Annotated in this window: 17 protein-coding genes; 5 read left to right on the top strand and 12 right to left on the bottom strand. The window is 61.6% G+C overall.

The features are described from left to right. Positions 1-20: 20 nt before the first annotated feature. From ACQKPS_RS10265 to ACQKPS_RS10255, 3 genes are read right to left on the bottom strand one after another with little or no spacing between them, the layout of a single operon-like run. Positions 21-3086 (bottom strand): efflux RND transporter permease subunit, encoded by a 3066-nt coding sequence (locus ACQKPS_RS10265; RefSeq protein WP_427603898.1) that lies wholly within the window; start codon positions 3084-3086, stop codon positions 21-23. Beyond that, positions 3083-4147: an efflux RND transporter periplasmic adaptor subunit gene (locus tag ACQKPS_RS10260; RefSeq protein ID WP_427603896.1), complete on the bottom strand. Its 1065-nt coding sequence runs from the start codon at positions 4145-4147 to the stop codon at positions 3083-3085. The genes ACQKPS_RS10265 and ACQKPS_RS10260 overlap by 4 nt, the downstream gene beginning before the upstream one ends. After that, entirely contained in the window at positions 4144-5232 is a 1089-nt protein-coding gene (locus tag ACQKPS_RS10255; RefSeq protein ID WP_427603894.1) for an efflux RND transporter periplasmic adaptor subunit, read from the bottom strand. The genes ACQKPS_RS10260 and ACQKPS_RS10255 overlap by 4 nt, the downstream gene beginning before the upstream one ends. A gap of 218 nt (positions 5233-5450) precedes the next feature. On the opposite strand from ACQKPS_RS10255, the gene ACQKPS_RS10250 reads away from it, so the two are divergent. Together ACQKPS_RS10250 and ACQKPS_RS10245 are read left to right on the top strand one after the other, a co-directional pair. Then, on the top strand, positions 5451-6215 hold the full coding sequence (locus ACQKPS_RS10250; RefSeq protein ID WP_427603892.1) for an RHS repeat-associated core domain-containing protein: 765 nt from the start codon (positions 5451-5453) through the stop codon (positions 6213-6215). 228 nt (positions 6216-6443) lie between these two features. Then, on the top strand, positions 6444-6749 hold the full coding sequence (locus ACQKPS_RS10245) for a transposase (protein WP_427603890.1): 306 nt from the start codon (positions 6444-6446) through the stop codon (positions 6747-6749). Positions 6750-6854: 105 nt separating this feature from the next. Here the strand turns inward: ACQKPS_RS10245 and ACQKPS_RS10240 are convergent, their stop codons facing one another. The 7 genes from ACQKPS_RS10240 to ACQKPS_RS10210 all read right to left on the bottom strand — a co-directional run bounded on the left by ACQKPS_RS10240 (position 6855) and on the right by ACQKPS_RS10210 (position 15178). Then, positions 6855-7748 (bottom strand): ABC transporter permease subunit, encoded by an 894-nt coding sequence (locus ACQKPS_RS10240; protein WP_003258560.1) that lies wholly within the window; start codon positions 7746-7748, stop codon positions 6855-6857. Continuing rightward, positions 7745-8626 carry an ABC transporter permease subunit gene (locus ACQKPS_RS10235; RefSeq protein ID WP_176507617.1) on the bottom strand — a complete coding sequence of 294 codons (882 nt, stop codon included), beginning with the start codon at positions 8624-8626 and terminating at the stop codon, positions 7745-7747. The genes ACQKPS_RS10240 and ACQKPS_RS10235 overlap by 4 nt, the downstream gene beginning before the upstream one ends. A 35-nt stretch (positions 8627-8661) precedes the next feature. After that, entirely contained in the window at positions 8662-9804 is a 1143-nt protein-coding gene (locus tag ACQKPS_RS10230) for an ABC transporter ATP-binding protein (RefSeq protein ID WP_254482572.1), read from the bottom strand. A gap of 71 nt (positions 9805-9875) precedes the next feature. Further along, positions 9876-10970 (bottom strand): polyamine ABC transporter substrate-binding protein, encoded by a 1095-nt coding sequence (locus ACQKPS_RS10225; RefSeq protein ID WP_254482571.1) that lies wholly within the window; start codon positions 10968-10970, stop codon positions 9876-9878. A 173-nt stretch (positions 10971-11143) separates the two neighbouring features. Then, on the bottom strand, positions 11144-12241 hold the full coding sequence (locus ACQKPS_RS10220; RefSeq protein WP_254482570.1) for a polyamine ABC transporter substrate-binding protein: 1098 nt from the start codon (positions 12239-12241) through the stop codon (positions 11144-11146). Between the two features lie 170 nt (positions 12242-12411). Beyond that, positions 12412-13773 carry an aspartate aminotransferase family protein gene (locus ACQKPS_RS10215; RefSeq protein ID WP_283724649.1) on the bottom strand — a complete coding sequence of 454 codons (1362 nt, stop codon included), beginning with the start codon at positions 13771-13773 and terminating at the stop codon, positions 12412-12414. Positions 13774-13819: 46 nt separating this feature from the next. Further along, a complete protein-coding gene (locus tag ACQKPS_RS10210; RefSeq protein WP_427603886.1) occupies positions 13820-15178 on the bottom strand; it encodes a glutamine synthetase family protein in 1359 nt (452 codons plus the stop codon). 50 nt (positions 15179-15228) lie between these two features. Between ACQKPS_RS10210 and ACQKPS_RS10205 the strand changes: the two genes are divergently transcribed. Both ACQKPS_RS10205 and ACQKPS_RS10200 read left to right on the top strand, forming a co-directional pair. Then, a complete protein-coding gene (locus ACQKPS_RS10205; protein ID WP_254482567.1) occupies positions 15229-15480 on the top strand; it encodes a hypothetical protein in 252 nt (83 codons plus the stop codon). Between the two features lie 272 nt (positions 15481-15752). Beyond that, the gene (locus ACQKPS_RS10200) at positions 15753-17129 is read left to right on the top strand and encodes a glutamine synthetase family protein (RefSeq protein ID WP_014592784.1); all 1377 of its coding nucleotides are present in this window, start codon (positions 15753-15755) and stop codon (positions 17127-17129) included. Positions 17130-17218: 89 nt separating this feature from the next. Here ACQKPS_RS10200 and argA read toward each other — a convergent pair whose 3' ends face one another. Continuing rightward, positions 17219-18517: an amino-acid N-acetyltransferase gene (gene argA, locus ACQKPS_RS10195; protein WP_254482566.1), complete on the bottom strand. Its 1299-nt coding sequence runs from the start codon at positions 18515-18517 to the stop codon at positions 17219-17221. 125 nt (positions 18518-18642) lie between these two features. Next, positions 18643-19785, bottom strand: a complete 1143-nt coding sequence (argE, locus tag ACQKPS_RS10190) for an acetylornithine deacetylase (RefSeq protein ID WP_427603884.1) — start codon at positions 19783-19785, stop codon at positions 18643-18645. A gap of 114 nt (positions 19786-19899) precedes the next feature. On the opposite strand from argE, the gene ACQKPS_RS10185 reads away from it, so the two are divergent. Continuing rightward, on the top strand, positions 19900-21267 hold the full coding sequence (locus ACQKPS_RS10185; protein WP_254482564.1) for a CYTH domain-containing protein: 1368 nt from the start codon (positions 19900-19902) through the stop codon (positions 21265-21267). The last annotated feature ends 53 nt before the right edge of the window (positions 21268-21320 follow it).

Genomic DNA, 21320 nt, shown 5'->3' with positions numbered 1-21320 from the left:
CGTGCCCGCTCCCACAAGGATCAGTGCTGGGTCTTGGTGCTGTGTTCAGGCTCGCGGATCTTGTACCAGGCCACGTACAACGCCGGCAGGAACAGCAGCGTCAACAGGGTCGCGACAATGATCCCGCCAATCATCGCGTAGGCCATCGGCCCCCAGAACACCTCGCGGGCAATCGGGATCATGCCCAGGCTCGCTGCCGCCGCCGTCAGCAGGATCGGGCGACGCCGATGGTTGGTCGCCTCCACCACCGCATCCCACGGCGAAAGGCCCTGGGCCTCGAACTCGTCGATCTGGGTCACCAGGATCACCGAGTTACGAATGATGATGCCCGCCAGGGCGAGGATGCCGAGGATCGCCACAAAGCCCATCGGCGTGCCCGTCGGTACCAGTGCCAGCACCACGCCGATCAACCCCAGTGGCGCCACGCTGACCACCAGCAACAGCTTCTGCACGCTGTGCAGCTGGATCATCAGGAAGGTCGCCATGAGGAACAGCATCAACGGGATGACCTTGCGGATCGGCCCCTGGGCCTTGGCGCTCTCCTCCACGGTACCGCCTGTGGCCACTTCGAAGCCCACCGGCAGCTTGCTGGCGAACTCGTCGATCTTCGGCTTGAGCTGGGCCACCAGGTCGGTCGGCTGGATATCGCCGTTGACCGAGGCCTTGATGGTGATGGTCGGCTTGCGGTCACGGCGCCACACCAGCGGCTGCTCCAGTTCGTAACGCACGGTGGCGAACGACAGCAGCGGAATCGAGGTGCCGCTAGGCGTGAGAATCTGCAGGTTCTGCAGGGTATCGGGCGAACCGCGCTCGCTGTCCTCGGCACGCGCGACCACATCGACCAGGTAGATGTTGTCGTTGACCTGGGTGATATCCACGCCGCTGACGATACTGTTCATCACATTGGCCACGTCCTCCGATGACAACCCCAGCTGACGTGCCTTGTCCTGGGCGATTTCCACCCGCAGTACCTTACCCGGCTCGTTCCAGTCGTAGATCATCTCGCCGATGTGCTCGTTCTGGTCGAGCAAGGTGGCCAGGTCGATGGCGTGCTTGCGCACCTCGTCGATATTGGCGCCGCTGACCCGGTACTGGATCGGCCTGCCCACCGGCGGGCCCATTTCCAGCGACTGCACGTTGACGCCGATGCCGACAAAGTCTTCATGCAGGATCTTCTGCAGCCGCTGCATCATGCCCTGGCGCTCTTCGAAGCCCTTGCTGACGATCACCAGCTGCGCGTAGTAAGGGTTCTGCAACTGCTGGTCGAGGGGCAGGTAGAAACGAATCGCACCCTGGCCGATGTAGGTGCTCCAGCTCACCATGTCCGGGTCATCCTTGATGAGGGCCTCGAAGCGGTCGACCACCTTGCGGGTCTCCTCGATCGAAGCATTCTGCGGCAGGTTGAGGTCGACGAGGATTTCCGGGCGGTCCGATGACGGGAAGAACTGGTTCTGCACGAAGCGCTCGCAAAAGATCGCCAGGGCAAACAGCACCACTGTGCCGATGATGGTCAGCCAGCGGTTGCGCATGCACCACAGCAGACCATGCTCGAAGGCCCGGCCGACGCGCCCTGGCTCGGCTTCATGGGCCTTGAGCTTGGCACTGCTGAGAATGTGCACGCCCAGCACCGGGGCGAAGAACACCGCCACCACCCACGACACCATCAACGCCACGGCGATCACCGCAAACAGCGTGTAGGTGTATTCACCGGCGGAACTGGCGTTGAGGCCGATGGGCACGAAGCCGGCAACCGTCACCAGGGTACCGGTGAGCATGGGGAACGCCGTCGAGGTATAGGCGAACGTGGCCGCCTGCTCCTTGCTCTCGCCCATTTCCAGCCGCGTGACCATCACCTCGACGGTGATCATGGCGTCATCCACCAGCAAGCCAAGGGCGATGATCAGCGCACCCAGCGAAATCCGCTGCATGGTGATGCCGCTGTATTCCATGAACACGAACACCATCGCCAGCACCAGCGGAATCGAACAGGCCACCACCAGGCCAGCGCGCATGCCAAGGCTGACGAAGCTCACCGCCAGCACGATCACCACCGCTTCGAACAGCGCGCTGGTGAAGCCGCCGACCGCCTGCTTGACCACTACGGCCTGGTCCGACACGGTGTGGACGCCCACGCCGACCGGCAGGTCCTCTATCACCTGATCCATGCGCTTTTTCAGCGCCGCGCCAAATACCTGCATGTTGCCGCCGGCCTTCATGCCGATGGCCAGGCCGATGGCGGTCTGCCCGTTGTAGCGGAACATCGGTGATGGGGGGTCGACGTAACCGCGCTGGATGTCGGCGATATCGGCCAGGCGGAAGAAGCGGTCGTTGATCTTCAGGTTGACCGTCTGCAGGTCTTTTTCCGAAGCGAATTGCCCGGTAGTGCGTACCGAAATGCGCTCGGGGCCAGCCTCGATAACTCCGGCCGGGGTCACCGCGTTCTGCGACTGCAGGGCTTGCATGACTTGGCGCTGGTCGATGCCCAGAGACGCCAGCTTGCGGGTCGAGAAGTTCAGGTACAGCACTTCGTCCTGGGTGCCGACCAGCTCGATCTTGCCGATGTTGGGCACATCGCGCACCTCGGCGCGCGCCTGCTCCACGTAGTCACGCAACTGACGCAGGGTGAGGCCGTCGGCGGTGAAGGCGTAGATCGAACCAAACACATCGCCGAACTCGTCGTTGAAGCCAGGCCCCTGGATACCCTGCGGGAACTGGCCGCGGATGTCCTGGATCTTCTTGCGCACCTGGTACCAGATTTCCGGGATGTCCTTGGCCTTGGTGGTATCGCGCAGGTACACATACACCGTGGATTCGCCCGGGCGGGTGTAGCTCTTGGTGTAGTCGAGGGAGTCCAGCTCTTCGAGCTTCTTCTCGATACGGTCGGTGACTTGATAGAGCGTTTCGTCCTGGGTCGCACCCGGCCAGCGGGTCTGGATCACCATGGTCTTGATGGTGAACGAAGGGTCTTCCTCACGGCCAAGGTTGAAGTACGAGAAAATGCCCATCAGCAAGGCAACGAACATCAGGTACCAGACGAACGATTGATGCTTGAGCGCCCATTCGGACAGGTTGAAGCTTCCTTTCATTGCGCATCCTCGTCGAAGGCGACCTTCTGGCCAGGCTTGAGGCTGTTCACACCCGCCGTCACCACGCGCTCGCCAGGCTGCACGCCCGCAGCCAGGACGATGCTGTCGGCGGTACGGTCGATCAGGGTGACGTCGCGGGTACCCACGGTTTTCTGCTGGGTGTCGATCACCCAGACCTGCGTCTTGCCATCACGTTCGAGCAAGGCACTGAGCGGCAGCTCGCTGCGCGGGCTCACTTCGGAACTCAGGGTCACGCTGATCGCGGTGCCCAGGTGGAAGGCCGGCGGGGTGCTGGCCAAGGTCAGACGCGCGCGGCGGGTCCGGGTCGTCGCATCGGCCTGCGGCTCCAGCTCGCGCAGGGTGGCGGTGGTGTTGATGGTCGGGTCGAGCTGCGATGCAACGGTGAAGGTCAGGCCCTTGTTCAGTTGTTCGGCCAGGCCGATCGGCAGGTCGATCACCGCCTCTTTCACATCCGGCCGCGCCAGGGTCACCACGGCCTGGCCGGCGGTGACGGTCTGCCCGGCTTCGGCCTGCCAAGCGGTGATGACGGCCGCGTGATCGGTGCGCAGGGTGCTGTAGTCGAGCTGGTCGCGGGCCTGGCTGAGTGCCGAGCGCGCCTGCTCCAGCGCGGCGCTGGTGGTTTTCAGGTTGGTCTGGGCGATATCCAGCTGGGCCTGGGCACCGACGCCGCGGTCGAACAGCTGCTGCTGGCGGCGAGCGTCAGCCTGGGCGTTGATCCACTGCGCCTGCACTTTGGCCAGGTCGCCTTCGGCAGCACGCAGCTGGTTCTGCTGGTCGGTGGGGTCGAGCGTGGCCAAGGTGTCGCCCGGTTTGACCTGGGCGCCCACATCCAGCCAACGCCGGGCAATGCGCCCGCCAACCCGGAAGCCCAAGGTGCTTTCGAAGCGCGCCTGGATAACGCCAGCGAAGCGGCCAAGCTGCGACTGCACCTGGGGTTCCACCTTCACCGACAGCACCGGCCGGATCGGCTCGGGCGCTTCTTCCTCGTGACCGCAGGCGGCCAGCAGCAGGCCGGCCGACAGTATCAGCAGGCGCTTCATAGCTCATCCTCCGCAGCCTTGGCATCGACCTTCTCTACCTTCATGCCGGGGTGCAGCAGCTGGCTCCCGACTACCACCACGGTCTCGCCGGCCTTCAGGCCGCTGGCGACCACGATCTTGCCGGTCAGGTAGCGGCTGACCTCGATCTTGCGAAGCTCGACCTTGTCGCCCTCGCCCACGACCCAGACGGCGGGCTCATGCAGTGCCTTGGTCAAGGCCGACCATGGCAGCTCGACGCTGGGCCGCCCCACCGCGTTGGTGCTGGCAGTGACCGGGGCGCCCAACTGCATGCCTGGCGGCACGTCCCTCAGTGCCACCTTGACCTGCACGGTGCCGCTTTGCGCCGACACGGTGGGGGTGATCTCGCGGACAACGCCATGCGCCTGGACCTTGGGGTCATCCAGCAGGCTGACGATGACGCCAGCGTCGCTGGGCGGCGCCACCAGCAGCGATTCGTAGACGTTGAACACCGCATCGCGGTCGCCGTCACGGGCCAGGCTGAAGATCGGCATGGTCGCCTGAACCACCTGGCCCACCTCGGCCTGGCGCTCGGTGATCACGCCATCGGCATCGGACACCAACGCGGTGTAGCTCAACTGCTCATTGGCATCGGCCAGCTCTGCCTGGGCAGCCTTGAGCGCGCTCTGGTTGCTGCGCAGCGCCGCTTCGGCGGAATCGTATTCGCTCTGGCTGGTATAGCCCTTGGGCAGCAATTTTTGCTGGCGGACAAAGGCCGCGCTGGCCTGGGTGACCCGCGCTTGCGCCGCGAACACCTCGGCCTTGGCCGAGTCGACATTGTTCTGCAGGTCTTTCGGATCGAGCCGTGCCAGCACCTGGTTGGCCTTGACGTGATCGCCCACATCGACGCTACGGGAAATGATCTTGCCGCCCACGCGGAACGACAGGTCGGTCTGCACCCGCGCCTGCACATCGCCGGTCAGGGTGACCCTGGCAGCGAAATCAGTGGGTGATACCTGTTGCACGCCGACACGTGGCAGTGTTTCGGTGGTTTCTTCCTTGCTACAGCCTGACAGCAGGGTACCCAGCCCCAGGCAAATGACCAACAGCGGACGCATCAACGTCATGCAGGCTCCTTGCTTGCGCGCAAATGATTCGTGGGATGCGACTGTCAGCGTAGTTCAGGGTTCATTAAACGTCATTGACCTGAATGCTTTTAGCTCCGTGCCAAAAGCGAGGAAAAGCGCAGAGGTAGCACAAAAACGCTCCGCTGAAACCTGAGATTTCTACCAGTTGAAAAACTGCGGAAAAAGTAGAAAGTCAGCTTTCAGCAGGAGGACTAAGAATGACGAAGCCATGTAACACCCCCCATAACAATACTTACTGCCCCTATGGATACTCAAAGCGATCTGTTGACCATACCGGATCGCTACAATATTGCGGAGAATTTCTAAACAATATAACGGGCCTTTACTTCCTTGGACTCGGGACCCGAATTTACAACCCCAGAATCTTTCACTTCAACTCCAGCGATAGCATGAGCCCTTTTTCGCTTGGCGGTATAAACTCATACAGCTATTGCTTTAACGACCCCATAAATCTGTCTGATCCAACTGGCCATTCCCCACTATTACTTCGCCCCAAGGTAATAAAACTCGATACGAACTGGACTTTGAAAAGCAGGGATTTTTATGTAAAAAAACAGCTTCGCTGGGGCAATTCGTACATCAAGCCTTTCCAATCTAATGATCCCACCGATGAGCTGAGGCTTACGAAATCCTACATGCAGCAACTCCATGAGTCGTCACCGATCGGACCACGCTCAAAACGCCCGCCCGTACGCATTGAAGTAAAGGCTGACGCATTCATCAGGATTCCCGACAGCACTAAGGTTCCGCTAAGAGCATATCTCCGCGCTGCAAATCAGCACAATGTGTTTAAGGCTCAGAAGGTCCGGCATCTTCCTTCAGACTCGCCAATGACTCGGGATTTTATTCAGAATCAGGGTGAAGCCAGACGGCTACGCACTATTTTGTTCGGTATCGCAGAATCCACTTCCGATGAATTTGAATATGATTTGCTATCTAAAGTTCTTCGCGTCAGGCTATGAGACGTACTTGTACGGAAAACGGTATCTACGAGTAAGCGTCGATGGTACTGATTTGGTTTGAATTGACGAAAAGCCGTACGCCTTTACGGCCTCTTCTCGGGCGAGCCCGCGAAGAGGCCGGTACTGCCACCTCAAAATTTCTGCCATGTCCAGAAACCATCCTCTACACCGCACCTGCCTTCCACCCACTACCTTTCAGAGTTCACCTGCTTTTCAAGGAAGAAGCGAATGTCTCGGGCCCAATCCCATTTACTGCGCCGTGGTCGCTATTCAGAACTTGGCCGGCTCTATCTGCTGACCACCGTCCCCCATCAGCGCGCCTTGATGCGCAGGTTCAAGTCCAGGTCCAGTCTGGTTTTGCATCAGGCGGGGGTTGAGCATGATCCGGTATGGCAGTCTGGGTATCAGGACCGGGCATTAAGAAGGGAAGAAAGCATGGTGCATGTCGCCAGATACATTGTTGCCAACCCCTTGCGGGCAGGCCTGGTCAGAAGCGTCAGGGACTATCCACATTGGGATGCGGTCTGGCTTTGAATCTGTGCTGGGGCCTTCGCGGGTGAACCCGCTCCCACAGGGTCACCGCAAACCTGAAGGCTGTGGTATCCCTGTGGGAGCGGGTTTACCCGCGAAAGGGCCGGGTCAGGCCGAAGCGGCCACCTGCGCCGGGCGCTTGACCTGCGGCTGCGAGGCGTTGGCCGCCGCACCCTCTTCGATCGCCTGCTGGATCGCTTTGCGTCGACGCTCTTCGGCCTGGCGGCTGAAGTACCAGACGAAGAACGTCACCAGCGACACCGACAGCAGGATCAGGCTGGCCACGGCGTTGATCTCAGGCTTCACGCCCAGACGCACCGCCGAGAACACCTCCATCGGCAAGGTGGTCGAACCTGGGCCGGACACGAAGCTGGCCAACACCAGGTCGTCCAGCGACAGGGCGAACGACATCATGCCGCCCGCCGCCAGCGATGGCGCGATCATCGGGATGGTGATCAGGAAGAACACCTTCCACGGCTTGGCACCCAGGTCCATCGCCGCCTCTTCGATCGACAGGTCCAGCTCGCGCAGGCGTGCCGACACCACCACCGCCACATACGCCGCACAGAACGTGGTATGCGCGATCCAGATGGTGACGATGCCACGCTCCTGCGGCCAGCCGATCATCTGCGCCATGGCCACGAACAGCAGCAACAGCGACAGACCGGTGATCACCTCAGGCATCACCAACGGTGCAGTGACCAGGCCGCCGAACAGCGTGCGGCCCTTGAAGCGGGTGACCCGGGTCAGCACGAAGGCCGCCAGGGTACCCAGCGCCACCGCAGCCACCGCAGTGTAGCAGGCGATTTCCAGCGAGCGCATCACCGAACCCATCAGCTGGGTGTTATCGAGCAAGCCGACGTACCACTTAACCGACCAGCCGCCCCAGACCGTCACCAGCTTGGAGGCGTTGAACGAGTAGATCACCAGGATCAGCATCGGCAGGTAGATGAACAGCAAGCCGAGCACCAGCATCAGCTTGGAAAAACTGAAGCGCTTCATGCTCTGCCCTCCATTTCTTTGGCCTGGCTGCGGTTGAACAGCAGGATCGGCACGATCAGGATCGCCAGCATCACCACCGCCAGGGCGGATGCCACCGGCCAGTCACGGTTGTTGAAGAACTCCTGCCACAGCACTTTACCGATCATCAAGGTTTCCGGGCCGCCAAGCAGTTCAGGAATGACGAACTCGCCCACCACCGGGATGAACACCAGCATGCAGCCGGCAATGATGCCGTTCTTCGACAGCGGCACGGTGATCTTCCAGAAGCTGTTGAAGGTGCTCGACCCCAGGTCCGAAGCCGCTTCGAGCAGGCTCGGGTCGTGCTTCACCAGGTTGGCGAACAGCGGCAGGATCATGAACGGCAGGTACGAATAGACCACGCCGATGTACACCGCCAGGTTGGTGTTGAGGATCTGCAACGGCTGATCGATCAAGCCGGTCCACAGCAGGAAGCCGTTGAGCAGCCCGTTGTTGCTGAGTATGCCCATCCAGGCATAGACGCGGATCAGGATCGCGGTCCAGGTCGGCATCATGATCAGCAGCAGCAGGACCGTCTGGGTCTCCTTCTTGGCGTTGGCGATGGCGTAGGCCATCGGGTAGCCGATCAGCAAGCACAGCAGGGTGCTGAAGAAGGCCATCTTCAACGAGCCCAGATAGGCCGAGATGTACAGCTCATCCTCGGTCAACAGGCCGTAGTTGGCCAGGTTGAGCACCAACTGGATCTTGTCTTCGACGTAGGTGTAGATCTCGGTATACGGCGGGATCGCCACGTCGGCTTCGGCGAAGCTGATCTTCAACACGATGAAGAACGGCAGCATGAAGAACAGGAACAGCCAGATGAACGGCACGCCGATCACCAGGTGCCGCCCCTCCGGGATAAGGCGCTGGAAGGCTCGCTTGAGCTTGCGAGGTTTCATGACCGCAGTACCACGCCGCTGTCGTCTTCCCACCACACGTACACTTCATCGCCCCACGTCGGGCGGGCGCCCTGGCGCTCGGTGTTGGCGACGAACGACTGGACGACCTTGCCGCTAGGCAGCTCGACGTAGAACACCGAGTGGCCGCCCAGGTAGGCGATGTCGTGAACCTTGCCGCGCGACCAGTTGTGCTCGAAGTCCGGCTGGCTGGTGGTTACCAGCAGCTTTTCCGGGCGCAGGGCGTAGGTGATGTGCTTGTCTTCGACCGACGTGGTGATGCCGTGGCCGACGTAGATCTTGCGCTCCAGTTCCGGGCTGGCAATGATCGCGTGGCCTTCGGCGTCGTCGACCACTTCACCCTCGAACAGGTTGACGTTACCGATGAATTCACACACCAGGCGGCTGGTCGGGGTCTCGTAGATATCCACCGGCGAGCCGATCTGGGCGATCCAGCCCAGATGCATGATGGCGATACGCTGGGCCATGGTCATGGCCTCTTCCTGGTCGTGGGTCACCATCACGCAGGTCACCCCTACGCGCTCGATGATTTCCACCAGTTCCAGCTGCATCTGCGAACGCAGCTTCTTGTCCAGCGCACCCATCGGCTCGTCGAGCAGCAGCAGTTTGGGGCGCTTGGCCAGGGAACGGGCCAGGGCCACCCGCTGGCGTTGGCCGCCGGAGAGCTGGTGTGGCTTGCGCTTGGCGTACTGGGTCATGTGCACCAGCTTGAGCATCTCGGCCACGCGGGCGTCGATCTCAGCCTTGGGCATCTTGTCCTGCTGCAGGCCGAAGGCGATGTTCTGCGCCACGGTCATGTGCGGGAACAGGGCATAGGACTGGAACATCATGTTGATCGGCCGCTCGTACGGCGGCATATCGGTGATGTCGACGCCGTCGAGGAAGATCCGCCCTTCAGTCGGGCGCTCGAAGCCGGCCAGCATACGCAGCAAGGTCGACTTGCCGGAACCGGAGCCACCCAGCAGGGCGAAGATCTCGCCTTTGCGGATTTCCAGGGACACATCGTCCACGGCGACCGTTTCGTCGAACTTTTTTGTAACCCGGTCGATCTTGACCAGCACCTGCTTGGGTTGCTGGCCACCCTCGAGGGCTTTTTTATAGGCACCGGAGGCAACTGCCATGAGTGAAACTCCCAACAAGATTTTTGTGCCCGCGCGGCCTGTGCTCCAGGTACCGCTGCGGGTCTGGATGATTACTTGCCCGACTTGACCTTGGTCCAGCTGCGGGTCATCAGACGCTGCACCTTGGGTGGCAACTCTGAGTTCACGAACATCTTGTCCAGCACTTCCTGCGGTGGGTAAACCGCAGCGTCAGTCCTCACGGCCTGGTCCATCAGGTCGCCAGCCTTGGGGTTCGGGTTGGCATAACCGACGTAATCACTGACCTGGGCGATAACCTCAGGTTTCAGCAAATAGTTGATGAAGGCATGGGCCTCCTTGACGTTCCTGGCGTCCTTGGGGATCGCCAGCACGTCGAACCAGAGGTTGCCGCCTTCCTTGGGAATGGCGTAGGCCAGGTTCACGCCCTTCTTCGCTTCTTCAGCGCGGGCCTTGGCCTGGAACACATCACCCGAGAAACCTGCCGCGACGCAGATGTCGCCGTTGGCCAGGTCGGTGATGTACTTGGACGAGTGGAAGTAGGTCACGTATGGGCGCACGGCCAGCAGCTTCTGTTCGGCCTTGGCGTAATCCTTGGGGTCGGTGCTGTTGGGGTTGAGCCCCATATAGTTGAGCACCGCCGGGAGCATTTCGTCCGCCGAGTCGAGGAAGGCCACGCCGCACTTGGAGAGCTTCTTCATGTTCTCGGGTTCGAACAACACGGCCCAGGAGTCGATCTTGTCCACGCCCAGCGTGGCCTTGACCTTGTCGACGTTGTAACCGATGCCGTTGGTGCCCCACAGGTAAGGCACGGCGTACTGGTTGCCGGGGTCGTTCTTTTCAAGGCGCTTCATCAGCGCCGGGTCCAGGTTGGAATAGTTGGGCAGCAGGTGCTTGTCGAGCTTCTGGAACGCGCCCGCCTTGATCTGCTTGCCGAGGAAATGGTTGGACGGCACTACCACGTCATAGCCGGTGTTGCCGGCCAGCAGTTTGCCTTCCAGGGTTTCGTTGGAATCGAAAACATCCTGCACGGGCTTGATGCCGGTTGCTTTCTCGAAGTCCGCAAGGGTGTTGGGGCCGATATAGTCCGACCAGTTGTAGAAGTGCACCGTAGGCGCCGCTTGGACGCTGCATGCCAGCGTCAGGCCCGCTCCAGCCATCAAGGCCTTGCGAAGTACAGAAATAGACAAGTGGGTGGTCCTCACAATCAGTGCCTCGGTGACGGCGTGCTTATGGGTACAAGCGCTGCGCGCACACAAAACCGGCGCGCAACTTACCTGCGCAGCTTCGTTGCCGCAATCATCAATTGCCATTCACTGGCTCTGGGCCGGAAAACCCCGGCCCAGAGGTCACGCATCGGGGGTTATTTGCCCGATTTGATCTTGGTCCAGCTACGGGTGATGTCACGCTGGACCTTGGCATCCGGGGCAGCGATGGCGTACAGCTGTTTCTTCACGTCAGCTGGCGGATAGATGCTCGGGTCGCTGGTGATTTCCTTGTCCACGAACTGGGTGGCAGCGGCGTTGCCATTCGGGAAGCGCACAGCGTTGGTGATTTCGGCCATGACTTCCGGCTGCAGCAGGAAGTTCATGAACTGGTAGGCGGCATCTTTATGTTCGGCATCTTTCGGGATGGCGACCATGTCATAGAAGGTGCCGGCACCTTCTTTCGGAATCACGTAGTCCACCTTGACCTTGTCGCCGGCCTCGTGGGCACGGGCCTTGGACTGCTCCAGGTCACCCGAATAGCCAACGGCCACGCAGATGTTGCCGTTGGCCATGTCGCCAATGTACTTGGACGAGTGGAAGTAGGTGATCGAAGGACGGATCTTCAGGAACAGCTCTTCGGCGGCCTTCAGGTCTTCCTTGCTGGTGCTGTTGGTCGGCTTGCCCAGGTAGTGCAGCGCCGCCGGGATCATCTCGGTCGGGGCATCCAGGAAACTCACGCCGCAGCTCTTGAGCTTGGCGATGTTCTCAGGCTTGAACACCACGTCCCACGAGTCGATCTTGTCCACGCCCAGCGCGGCCTTGACCTTCTCCGGGTTGTAGCCGATGCCGATCGAGCCCCACATGTACGGGAAGGCGTGCTTGTTGCCCTGGTCGCTGGCATCGCCAACGGCCTTGAGCAGGTCCTGGTCGAGGTTCTTCCAGTTGGTCAGCTTGGAGCGGTCCAGTTCCTCGTAGACGCCAGCCTTGATCTGCTTGGCCAGGAAGTTGTTGGACGGCACGACGATGTCGTAGCCCGACTTGCCGGCCAGCAGCTTGGCTTCAAGGGTCTCGTTGCTGTCGAAGACGTCGTACTTGACCTTGATACCGGTCTGCTTCTCGAACTTGGCGATGGTGTCCGGAGCGATGTAGTCCGACCAGTTGTAGACGTTAAGTACCTTGTCCTCAGCCTGTGCAGCAGTGGCCATGGCACCCATCAGGGCGGCGGCCAGCAACGTCTTGCCCATTTTCTTCATGCGTCATGCTCCAGATTTTTTTGATTAGCCATCCGTTCAGCAGCCAGGCCCCGCGCTACACGCGTCGCAGCGACTGAAACAGTCGCTAGTCTGGCAAGTTACAAGGCGCTGTTTCAAGGAAAGCAGCCCCTTGTAACCACTTAATGTCACATCGCTAGCCTAGCAAACGCTCAACGGATCGCTTCGAGGGTCAGGTCGAGGCACTTGCGCGCCTTTTCCACGAGCTCGTCGACTTCCTCGCGGCTGATCACCAACGGTGGCGCGATGATCATGGTGTCGCCCACCGCGCGCATGATCAGGCCGTTTTCAAAGCAGAAGTTGCGGCACACCATGCCCACGCCCTTGCCTTCGTAACGGCTGCGGGTGGCCTTGTCCTTGACCAGCTCGATCGCACCGAGCAGGCCCAGGCCGCGCACCTCGCCTACCAGCGGATGGTCCTGCAGCTCGCGCAGACGCTTTTGCAAGTAGGGTGCCACTTCCGTGCGCGCCTTCTCGATGATCTGCTCGTCGCGCAGGATGCGCAGGTTTTCCAGGCCCACTGCGGCCGCCACCGGGTGGCCGGAATAGGTGAAGCCGTGGTTGAAGTCGCCACCTTCGCTGATCACCTTGGCCACCTTGTCACGTACGATCACACCGCCCATGGGGATGTAACCGGACGTGAGACCCTTGGCGATGGTCATCAGATCGGGCTTGAGATCGTAGTAGTCGGAGCCGAACCACTCGCCGGTGCGGCCGAAGCCACAGATCACTTCGTCGGCGACGAACAGGATGTCGTACTTGGCGAGGATCTCCTTGACCTTCGGCCAGTAGGTTTCCGGCGGAATGATCACCCCACCGGCGCCCTGGATCGGCTCGGCGATGAAGGCGGCGACGTTGTCTTCGCCGACTTCAAGAATCTTTTTCTCAAGCTGTTCGGCGGCCCAGACGCCGAACTCGTCCGGGTTCATGTCACCGCCTTCGCCGAACCAGTACGGCTGAGGGATATGCACGATGCCCGGGATCGGCAGGCCGCCCTGCTCGTGCATGCCGCTCATGCCGCCCAGGCACGCTCCCGCGAAGGTGGAGCCGTGGTAACCGTTGATGCGGCCGATGATGGTCTGCTTGTGCGGCTTGCCCTTCAGCGCCCAGTAATGGCGAACCATGCGCAGCACGGTGTCGTTGCCTTCGGAGCCGGAGCCGGTGAAGAACACATGGGTCATGCCTTCGGGCGCCACGTCGGTGATCGCCTTTGCCAGCTCCAGCGCTGGCGGGTGAGCGGTCTGGAAGAACAAGTTGTAATAGGGCAGCTCGCGCATCTGTTTTTCCGCCGCTTGCACCAGTTCTTCACGGCCATAGCCGACCGCCACGCACCACAGGCCGGCCATGCCGTCGAGGATCTTGTGCCCCTCGCTGTCCCACAAATGCACACCCTGCGCCTTGGTGATGATGCGCGGCCCCTTCGCCTTCAGCTGTTTGTAGTCAGAGAAAGGTGCAAGGTGGTGCTCGCCGCTCAGGGTTTGCCATTCACGGGTTTGCGGGTTGTTGACGCTCATGTGCCTCTCCATTTTCCGGCGGCCGCACCCGCGGCCTCAGGGTTGATCAGACAGCGAACAGCAGGAACTCACGCTCCCAGGAGCTGATGACGCGCTTGAAGTTCTCGTGCTCGGCGCGTTTGGTGGCGACGTAGCCGGTGATGAACTTCTTGCCCAGGTACTGCACCAGCGCACGGCTGTTTTCCATGCGCTCGAGGGCGTCCTCGATGGTCAGCGGCAGGCGCAGGTTGCGGCGCTCGTAGCCACGGCCCTGGACCGGCGCGCTGGCCTGGATGCCCTCGACCATGCCGATATAGCCGCACAGCAGGCTGGCGGCGATGGCCAGGTAAGGGTTGGCATCGGCGCCTGGGAGGCGGTTCTCGACGCGGCGGTTTTGCGGGCCGGCATCCGGTACGCGCAGGCCGACGGTGCGGTTTTCCTCACCCCACTCGACGTTGACCGGTGCCGACGTGTCAGGCAGGAAGCGGCGGAACGAGTTGACGTTGGGGGCGAACAGCGGCAGTGCTTCGGGGATGAACTTCTGCAGGCCACCGATGTGGTGCAGGAACAGTTCGCTCATGCTGCCGTCTTCATTGCTGAAGATGTTCTTGCCAGTGATCACGTCAACCACGCTCTGGTGCAGGTGCATGGCGCTGCCCGGCTCGCCGGTCATCGGCTTGGCCATGAAGGTGGCGGCCACGTTGTGCTTGAGCGCGGCCTCACGCATGGTGCGCTTGAACACCAGGATCTGGTCGGCCAGGTGCAGGGCATCGCCGTGACGGAAGTTGATTTCCATCTGCGCCGTGCCGTCTTCGTGGATCAGCGTGTCGAGGTCCAGGCGCTGCAGTTCGCACCAGTCGTAGACGTCTTCGAAAAGCGGGTCGAATTCGTTGGCGGCTTCGATCGAGAACGACTGGCGACCGGTTTCCGGGCGGCCCGAGCGGCCAACCGGCGGCTGCAGCGGGAAGTCCGGATCTTCGCTGCGCTTGGTCAGGTAGAACTCCATCTCCGGCGCGACGATAGGCTGCCAGCCCTTGTCGGCGTACAGCTTGAGCACTTTCTTCAGGACGTTGCGCGGCGACAGTTCGACCGGGTTGCCTTTCTTGTCGTAGGTATCGTGGATCACCTGGGCGGTCGGCTCGATGGCCCACGGCACCAGGAACACGGCGTCCTGGTCGGGGCGGCAGATCATGTCGATGTCGGCCGGGTCGAGCAGGTCGTAATAGATGTCATCGTCGACATAATCGCCGGTCACGGTCTGCAGCAGCACGCTCTCGGGCAGGCGCATGCCTTTTTCGGCGATGAATTTGTTGGTCGGCGAGATCTTGCCGCGGGTGATGCCGGTCAGGTCGCTGATCAGGCATTCGACTTCGGTGATCTTGTGCTCTTTCAACCAATCGGTGAGCTGGTCGAGGTTGTTACTCATAAATACCTCAGGAGGTAAGGTGGTCCGCGCCCTGATTCTGGATGGAGTAGATGGCTAAAGCAAAAACCCACGCGCAGGCGCACTGTGGATACACTGAAAATGAGCGTGTCCGCAGCGGTTTCAAAGGGCAGATAGACGAGAAGAGCAACGAAAAAGCGTTACGAGGTGTGGTCCGGGTACGCAAAGCGTCAATTATTGCGGCCATGCGGGCCACAGCTCGACTGATGCGTGCGGGAACGGCAGGGATACCCGACTGCACTGCGCAGGCAGCGCATTCAGGTCGCGACAAGCGGACCATGTGACCCTCGTATTATTGTGTTCTGGGTTGAGTCCGAGCTTAGCCTTGTTAATTTTTTTACACAACACCTCCGTAAAAAATAAAACACGGCCGGTCGGAGATAGCCCTTTGCGTGGGAAATAGCGGATAATGGCACGCCCCGATATGCAGCAAATCTGCCGTCGATGTGCCATTTCGAGGCATCATGGGGTTGGCTTGACATCAGTTTGTCTTTTCGATTGACTGGTCCTGCAAGCCCCCCTTGATTGATATTTTTAACAACAAAGGTGTTGCATCATGTCGGTACCCCCGCGTGCCGTTCAGCTTAACGAAGCGAACGCGTTCCTTAAGGAACATCCTGAGGTTCTCTACGTTGACCTTCTGATTGCAGATATGAATGGTGTGGTGCGTGGCAAGCGCATTGAGCGCACCAGCCTCCACAAGGTTTACGAGAAAGGCATCAATCTGCCGGCCTCCCTTTTCGCCCTGGACATCAACGGTTCCACCGTCGAAAGCACCGGGCTGGGCCTGGACATCGGCGATGCTGACCGCATCTGCTATCCAATCCCCGACACACTCTGTAATGAGCCGTGGCAAAAGCGCCCGACCGCGCAGCTGCTGATGACCATGCACGAACTGGAAGGCGAGCCGTTCTTCGCCGACCCGCGCGAAGTGCTGCGTCAGGTGGTGAGCAAATTCACCGATATGGGCCTGACCATCTGCGCCGCGTTCGAGCTGGAGTTCTACCTGATCGACCAGGAGAACGTGAACGGCCGCCCGCAGCCGCCACGCTCGCCAATTTCGGGCAAGCGCCCACAGTCGACCCAGGTGTACCTGATCGACGACCTCGACGAATATGCCGACTGCCTGCAGGACATCCTTGAAGGCGCGAAGGAGCAAGGCATTCCGGCTGACGCCATCGTCAAGGAAAGCGCCCCGGCGCAGTTCGAAGTCAACCTGCACCACGTTGCCGACCCGCTCAAGGCCTGTGACTACGCGGTGCTGCTCAAGCGGTTGATCAAGAACATCGCCTACGACCATGAAATGGACACCACTTTCATGGCCAAGCCCTACCCGGGCCAGGCTGGCAACGGCCTGCATGTGCACATTTCCGTGCTGGACAAAGATGGCAACAACATCTTCACCAGCGAGGATCCCGAGCAGAACGCCGCGCTACGTCACGCTGTCGGCGGTGTGCTCGAGACCCTGCCCGCTTCCATGGCTTTCCTCTGCCCGAACGTCAACTCGTACCGCCGTTTCGGTGCACAGTTCTACGTGCCGAACGCACCGAGCTGGGGCCTGGACAACCGCACCGTGGCCCTGCGCGTGCCGACCGGCTCTGCAGATGCCGTACGTATCGAGCACCGCGTGGCCGGCGCCGACGCCAACCCGTACCTGATGATGGCTGCGGTGCTGGCAGGCGTGCACCATGGCCTGACCAACAAGATCGAGCCAGGCGCGCCCATCGAAGGCAACTCTTACGAGCAGTTGGAGCAAAGCCTGCCGAACAACCTGCGCGATGCCCTGCGCGAGCTGGACGACAGCGAGATCCTGAACAAGTACATCGATCCGAAGTACATCGACATCTTCGTCGCGTGCAAGGAGAGCGAGCTGGAGGAGTTCGAGCACTCGATCTCCGACCTCGAGTACAACTGGTATCTGCATACCGTGTAAACAAAAAACGCCGCCCCGTGGGGCGGCGTTTTTCATTCCGGACCGCGTCGCCTGCTTCGCGGGTTTACCCGCGAAGAGGCAGTACAGGCTTACAGGGATTTCTCGAAAATCTTCGAATTGCGCTGGTAGTTGTACAGCGAAGCCCTTGCCGCCGGCAGGCGCTCGACACTGCTAGGCGCAAACCCGCGTTCACGGAACCAGTGCGCCGTGCGCGTGGTAAGCACGAACAAGGTATTCAACCCCATCTGCTTCGCCCGCCCCTCGATGCGTTCGAGCAGCTCGTCCCCGCGCCCGCCATGGCGGTACTCCGGGTTCACCGCCAGGCACGCCAGCTCACCCGCCTGGGAGTCGGCAATTGGATACAGCGCCGCACAGGCGATGATCATGCCCTCGCGCTCGACCACACTGAATTGCTCGATCTCACGCTCCAGCACCTCACGTGAACGACGCACCAGAATACCCTGCTCTTCCAGCGGGCTGATCAACTCCAGCAAGCCACCGACATCGTCGATGGTCGCTTCGCGCACCACTTCGAACTGCTCCTGCGACACCAGCGTACCGCCCCCTTCGCGGGTGAACAGCTCGGTCAGCAGCGCGCCATCCTCGGCATAACTGACGATATGGCTACGCGCCACGCCGCCTTTGCAGGCCTCGGCGGCGGCATCCAGCAGCTCGCCCTGGTAATCGCTGCCCAGGCGCGCCAGGTGCGGGGCGATCTGCTGTGGGCGCAGTTCACGCACCAGCTTGCCGTTTTCGTCCAGCAGGCCAGGCTCAGCGCCGAACAGAAGCAGCTTGTCGGCGCCTAGCTCGATGGCTGCACGAGTGGCGACGTCTTCGCAGGCCAGGTTGAAAATTTCCCCGGTCGGCGAATAACCCAGTGGCGACAGCAGCACGATGGAGCGCTCGTCGAGCAGGCGGCTGATGCCCTTGCGGTCGACCCGGCGCACTTCGCCGGTATGGTGGTAGTCCACCCCTTCCAGCACACCAATCGGCCGTGCCGTGACCAGGTTGCCGGAGGCGACGCGCAGCCGAGAGCCTTGCATCGGCGAGGCAGCGATGTCCATCGACAGGCGCGCCTCGATGGCCAGGCGAAGGGCGCCGACAGCGTCGATCACGCAGTCCAGGGTGGCGGCATCGGTAATGCGCATGCCCCGGTGGTAATGCGGGGTGAGGCCGCGATCCGCGAGGCGGCTTTCGATCTGCGGGCGCGAACCATGCACCAGCACCAGGCGCACACCCAGGCTGTGCAGCAGCACCAGGTCGTGGACGATGTTGCCGAAATTCGGGTGTTCAACCCCATCGCCGGGAAGCATGACCACGAACGTGCAATCGCGATGGGCATTGATGTAGGGGGAAGCATGACGCAGCCAGTTGACGTATTCGGGCATGACAGGGCCTGTGGATAAAGTGGACGGAGAACGGTGAATGACACGGCGTTCAGGATCATCGTCGGAACAGGCTTGCGGTCACGCGCGGTCTCCTCTAGGCAAGAACGAATCAACAGGGTGGACGTTTAGCTCAGGCAATAATGCCGGATCAGGTCACGCAATAGACGCACGGTAGGCTCGATTCGTGACATTTCAAGGTATTCGCCAGGCTGGTGGGCGCAGGCAATGTCGCCAGGGCCCAGTACGATGGTCTGGCAACCAAGCTGCTGAAGATAAGGCGCTTCGGTACCGAATGCTACCGCTTCGGCGCGGTGCCCCGTGAGGCGCTCGGCCACTTGTACCAGTTCGGCATCGGCGGCCTGCTCGAACGGTGGCACCTCGGGGAACAGCGGCGCGTAGTCGATACGCACTTCATGGCGCTCGGCCACCGGTTGCAGCTTGCCACGGATGGCGGCACGCAGCTGTTCGACATCCATGCCTGGCAGGGGGCGCAGGTCGAACTCCAGGGCGCACTGGCCGCAAATGCGGTTGGGGTTGTCACCGCCATGGATGCAGCCGAAGTTCAGGGTTGGCGTGGGTACGGTGAACTGCGGGTTGCTGAAGGTCGCCTGCCACTGCCGGCGCAGCCCCATCAACTCACCCATCACCTCATGCATGGCCTCCATCGCGCTATGGCCCAGGCTCGGGTCGGACGAATGGCCGCTGCGCCCAAGGATATCGATGCGATCCATGAGGATGCCCTTGTGCATGCGGATCGGCCGCAAGCCCGTGGGCTCGCCGATCACCGCCGCGCGACCGAGCGGCTGGCCAGCAGCAGCCAGAGCGCGAGCGCCGGACATGGAGCTTTCTTCATCACAGGTGGCGAGAATCAGCAGCGGCTGCTTGAAGTCGTGCTCCAACAGCGGGATCACCGCCTCGATGACCAAGGCGAAAAAGCCTTTCATGTCGCAGCTACCCAGGCCCACCCAGCGGCCATCAACCTCAGTGAGCTTGAGCGGGTCGCTGGACCACAGCTGTTCATCGTAGGGCACCGTGTCACTGTGACCGGCCAGCACCAGGCCGCCAGGGCCGCTACCGCGGCTAGCCAGCAGATTGAACTTGCCAGGGCTGACTTGCCGCATGTCACAACTGAAGCCCAGATCGCCCAGCCAACCGGCCAACAGCTCGATGACCTGGCGGTTGGACTGGTCCAGGGCGGCTTGGGTACAACTGACCGAGGGCGCGGCGATCAAGGCGGCAAACTGGTCTTTCAGCGTCGGCAACGGCATGCGCATACTCCTCGGAAGCGTTGCCCATCATAGGGCTATCCGCCGTCTGGAATAAACCGTTGGCGGCCGACTCCTGTAGACTGCCCGGCAACGACGCCCTCCTTCGAGCCTGTGATGCACAAAGAAACCGAACTCAAGCTCCGCGCCAGCCGCGATACCCTGGCCGCCCTGCGCGAACACCCCTTGCTGAAAAAGCGCAACAAGTCCGGATGGCAGACCCGCGAGCTGCTTAACCAGTACTTCGACACCCCCGAGCGCGACCTCTCCGCCGCCCGTGTCGCCCTGCGCCTGCGCCGCGACGGCGAGGAGGTCATCCAGACCCTGAAGTGCCGCGGCCAGAGCGTTGCCGGGCTGTCCGAACGCAACGAATACGAGTGGCACCTGGAAAAGGTCAAGCTGGACCTGAAAAAACTCGACGCCACCTGCTGGCCGGAGCAGCTGGCCGAGCTGGACAAAAAAACCATCAAGCCGCTGTTCACCACCGACTTCACCCGCGAATACGCTGAAATCAGCTGGGGCCGTGGCAAGAGCAAGGTGGTGATCGAGGCGGCGCTGGACCAGGGCTTCGTGATCGCTGGCAAACGCAAGGAAGAAATCTGCGAAGTGGAGCTGGAGCTGCGCGAAGGTGCCCCTGAAGCGCTGCTGGAGCTGGCCGCCGAGTTGGCCGCGAGCCTGCCATTGATGCCGTGCGACATCAGCAAGGCCGAACGCGGCTACCGCCTGCTCGAGCCCGACAGCTACGAGCTGGGCCTGCCGGCGACCGAGCTGAACCCCGAAATGGCCGTGGACGATGCCTTCACCGCACTCGCCTGGCAACTGCTGGGCAGCAGCCAGCGCCTGGCCGAGCAGTACCGCCACAATGGCCACTGGCGCCTGCTGCAGGACTGGGTGCAGTGCCTGGCCGAACTGCGCGCACTGGTCGCCAGCCTGGGCCAGGCCGCTCCACGCGCCACCACCCGCGAACTGCGCGCCAGCCTCGATGCGCTGCTGGAAGACTGGCGCCCACTGGTGCAGGCCGGCAATGACGACGAAGACATCCGCCGTGCGGCGCCCGAGCAGTTCATCGAAGAACTCGAAGACGTACGTTGGGGCCAGTTCTCCCTGGAGACCTCGCGCTGGCTGCTGGCCCGGGCCTGGACCGTGGAGCGCAAGGGCCGTGGCGAGCGCCAGGGCAAGGCGCAGCTGGCCAGCTGGCTGGCACACCTGCTGGGCGATGAAGGCCGCTCGCTGAAGCTGCCGTTGTACACCCAGCGCCCGGAAGACCTGGCCGAGCAGCTGCCGCGTATCGAACAGCTGCTGGCCTGGCTGCACCATGCCCGCCAGGTGCTCGAAGCACCGCAGATGGACCGCCTGTATGGCGACCTGAAAAAGCTGCACGAACTGGCGGAACTGCCGATCAGCGATGAAGTGCTGGAAGCGCGGATCGAGCAGGCTCGGGCCGTGGATCAGAGCCGGGGCTGGAAGCACCTGCTCAAGGCCTGATACCGCTTCGCGGATAAATCCGCTCCTACAGGCCCTGCGCAGCCTTCAGGCTT

It is taken from the genome of Pseudomonas sp. NPDC086566, from assembly GCF_050280885.1.
Taxonomy (GTDB): domain Bacteria; phylum Pseudomonadota; class Gammaproteobacteria; order Pseudomonadales; family Pseudomonadaceae; genus Aquipseudomonas; species Aquipseudomonas vlassakiae.
This window is presented reverse-complemented; position numbering and strand designations above follow the sequence as displayed.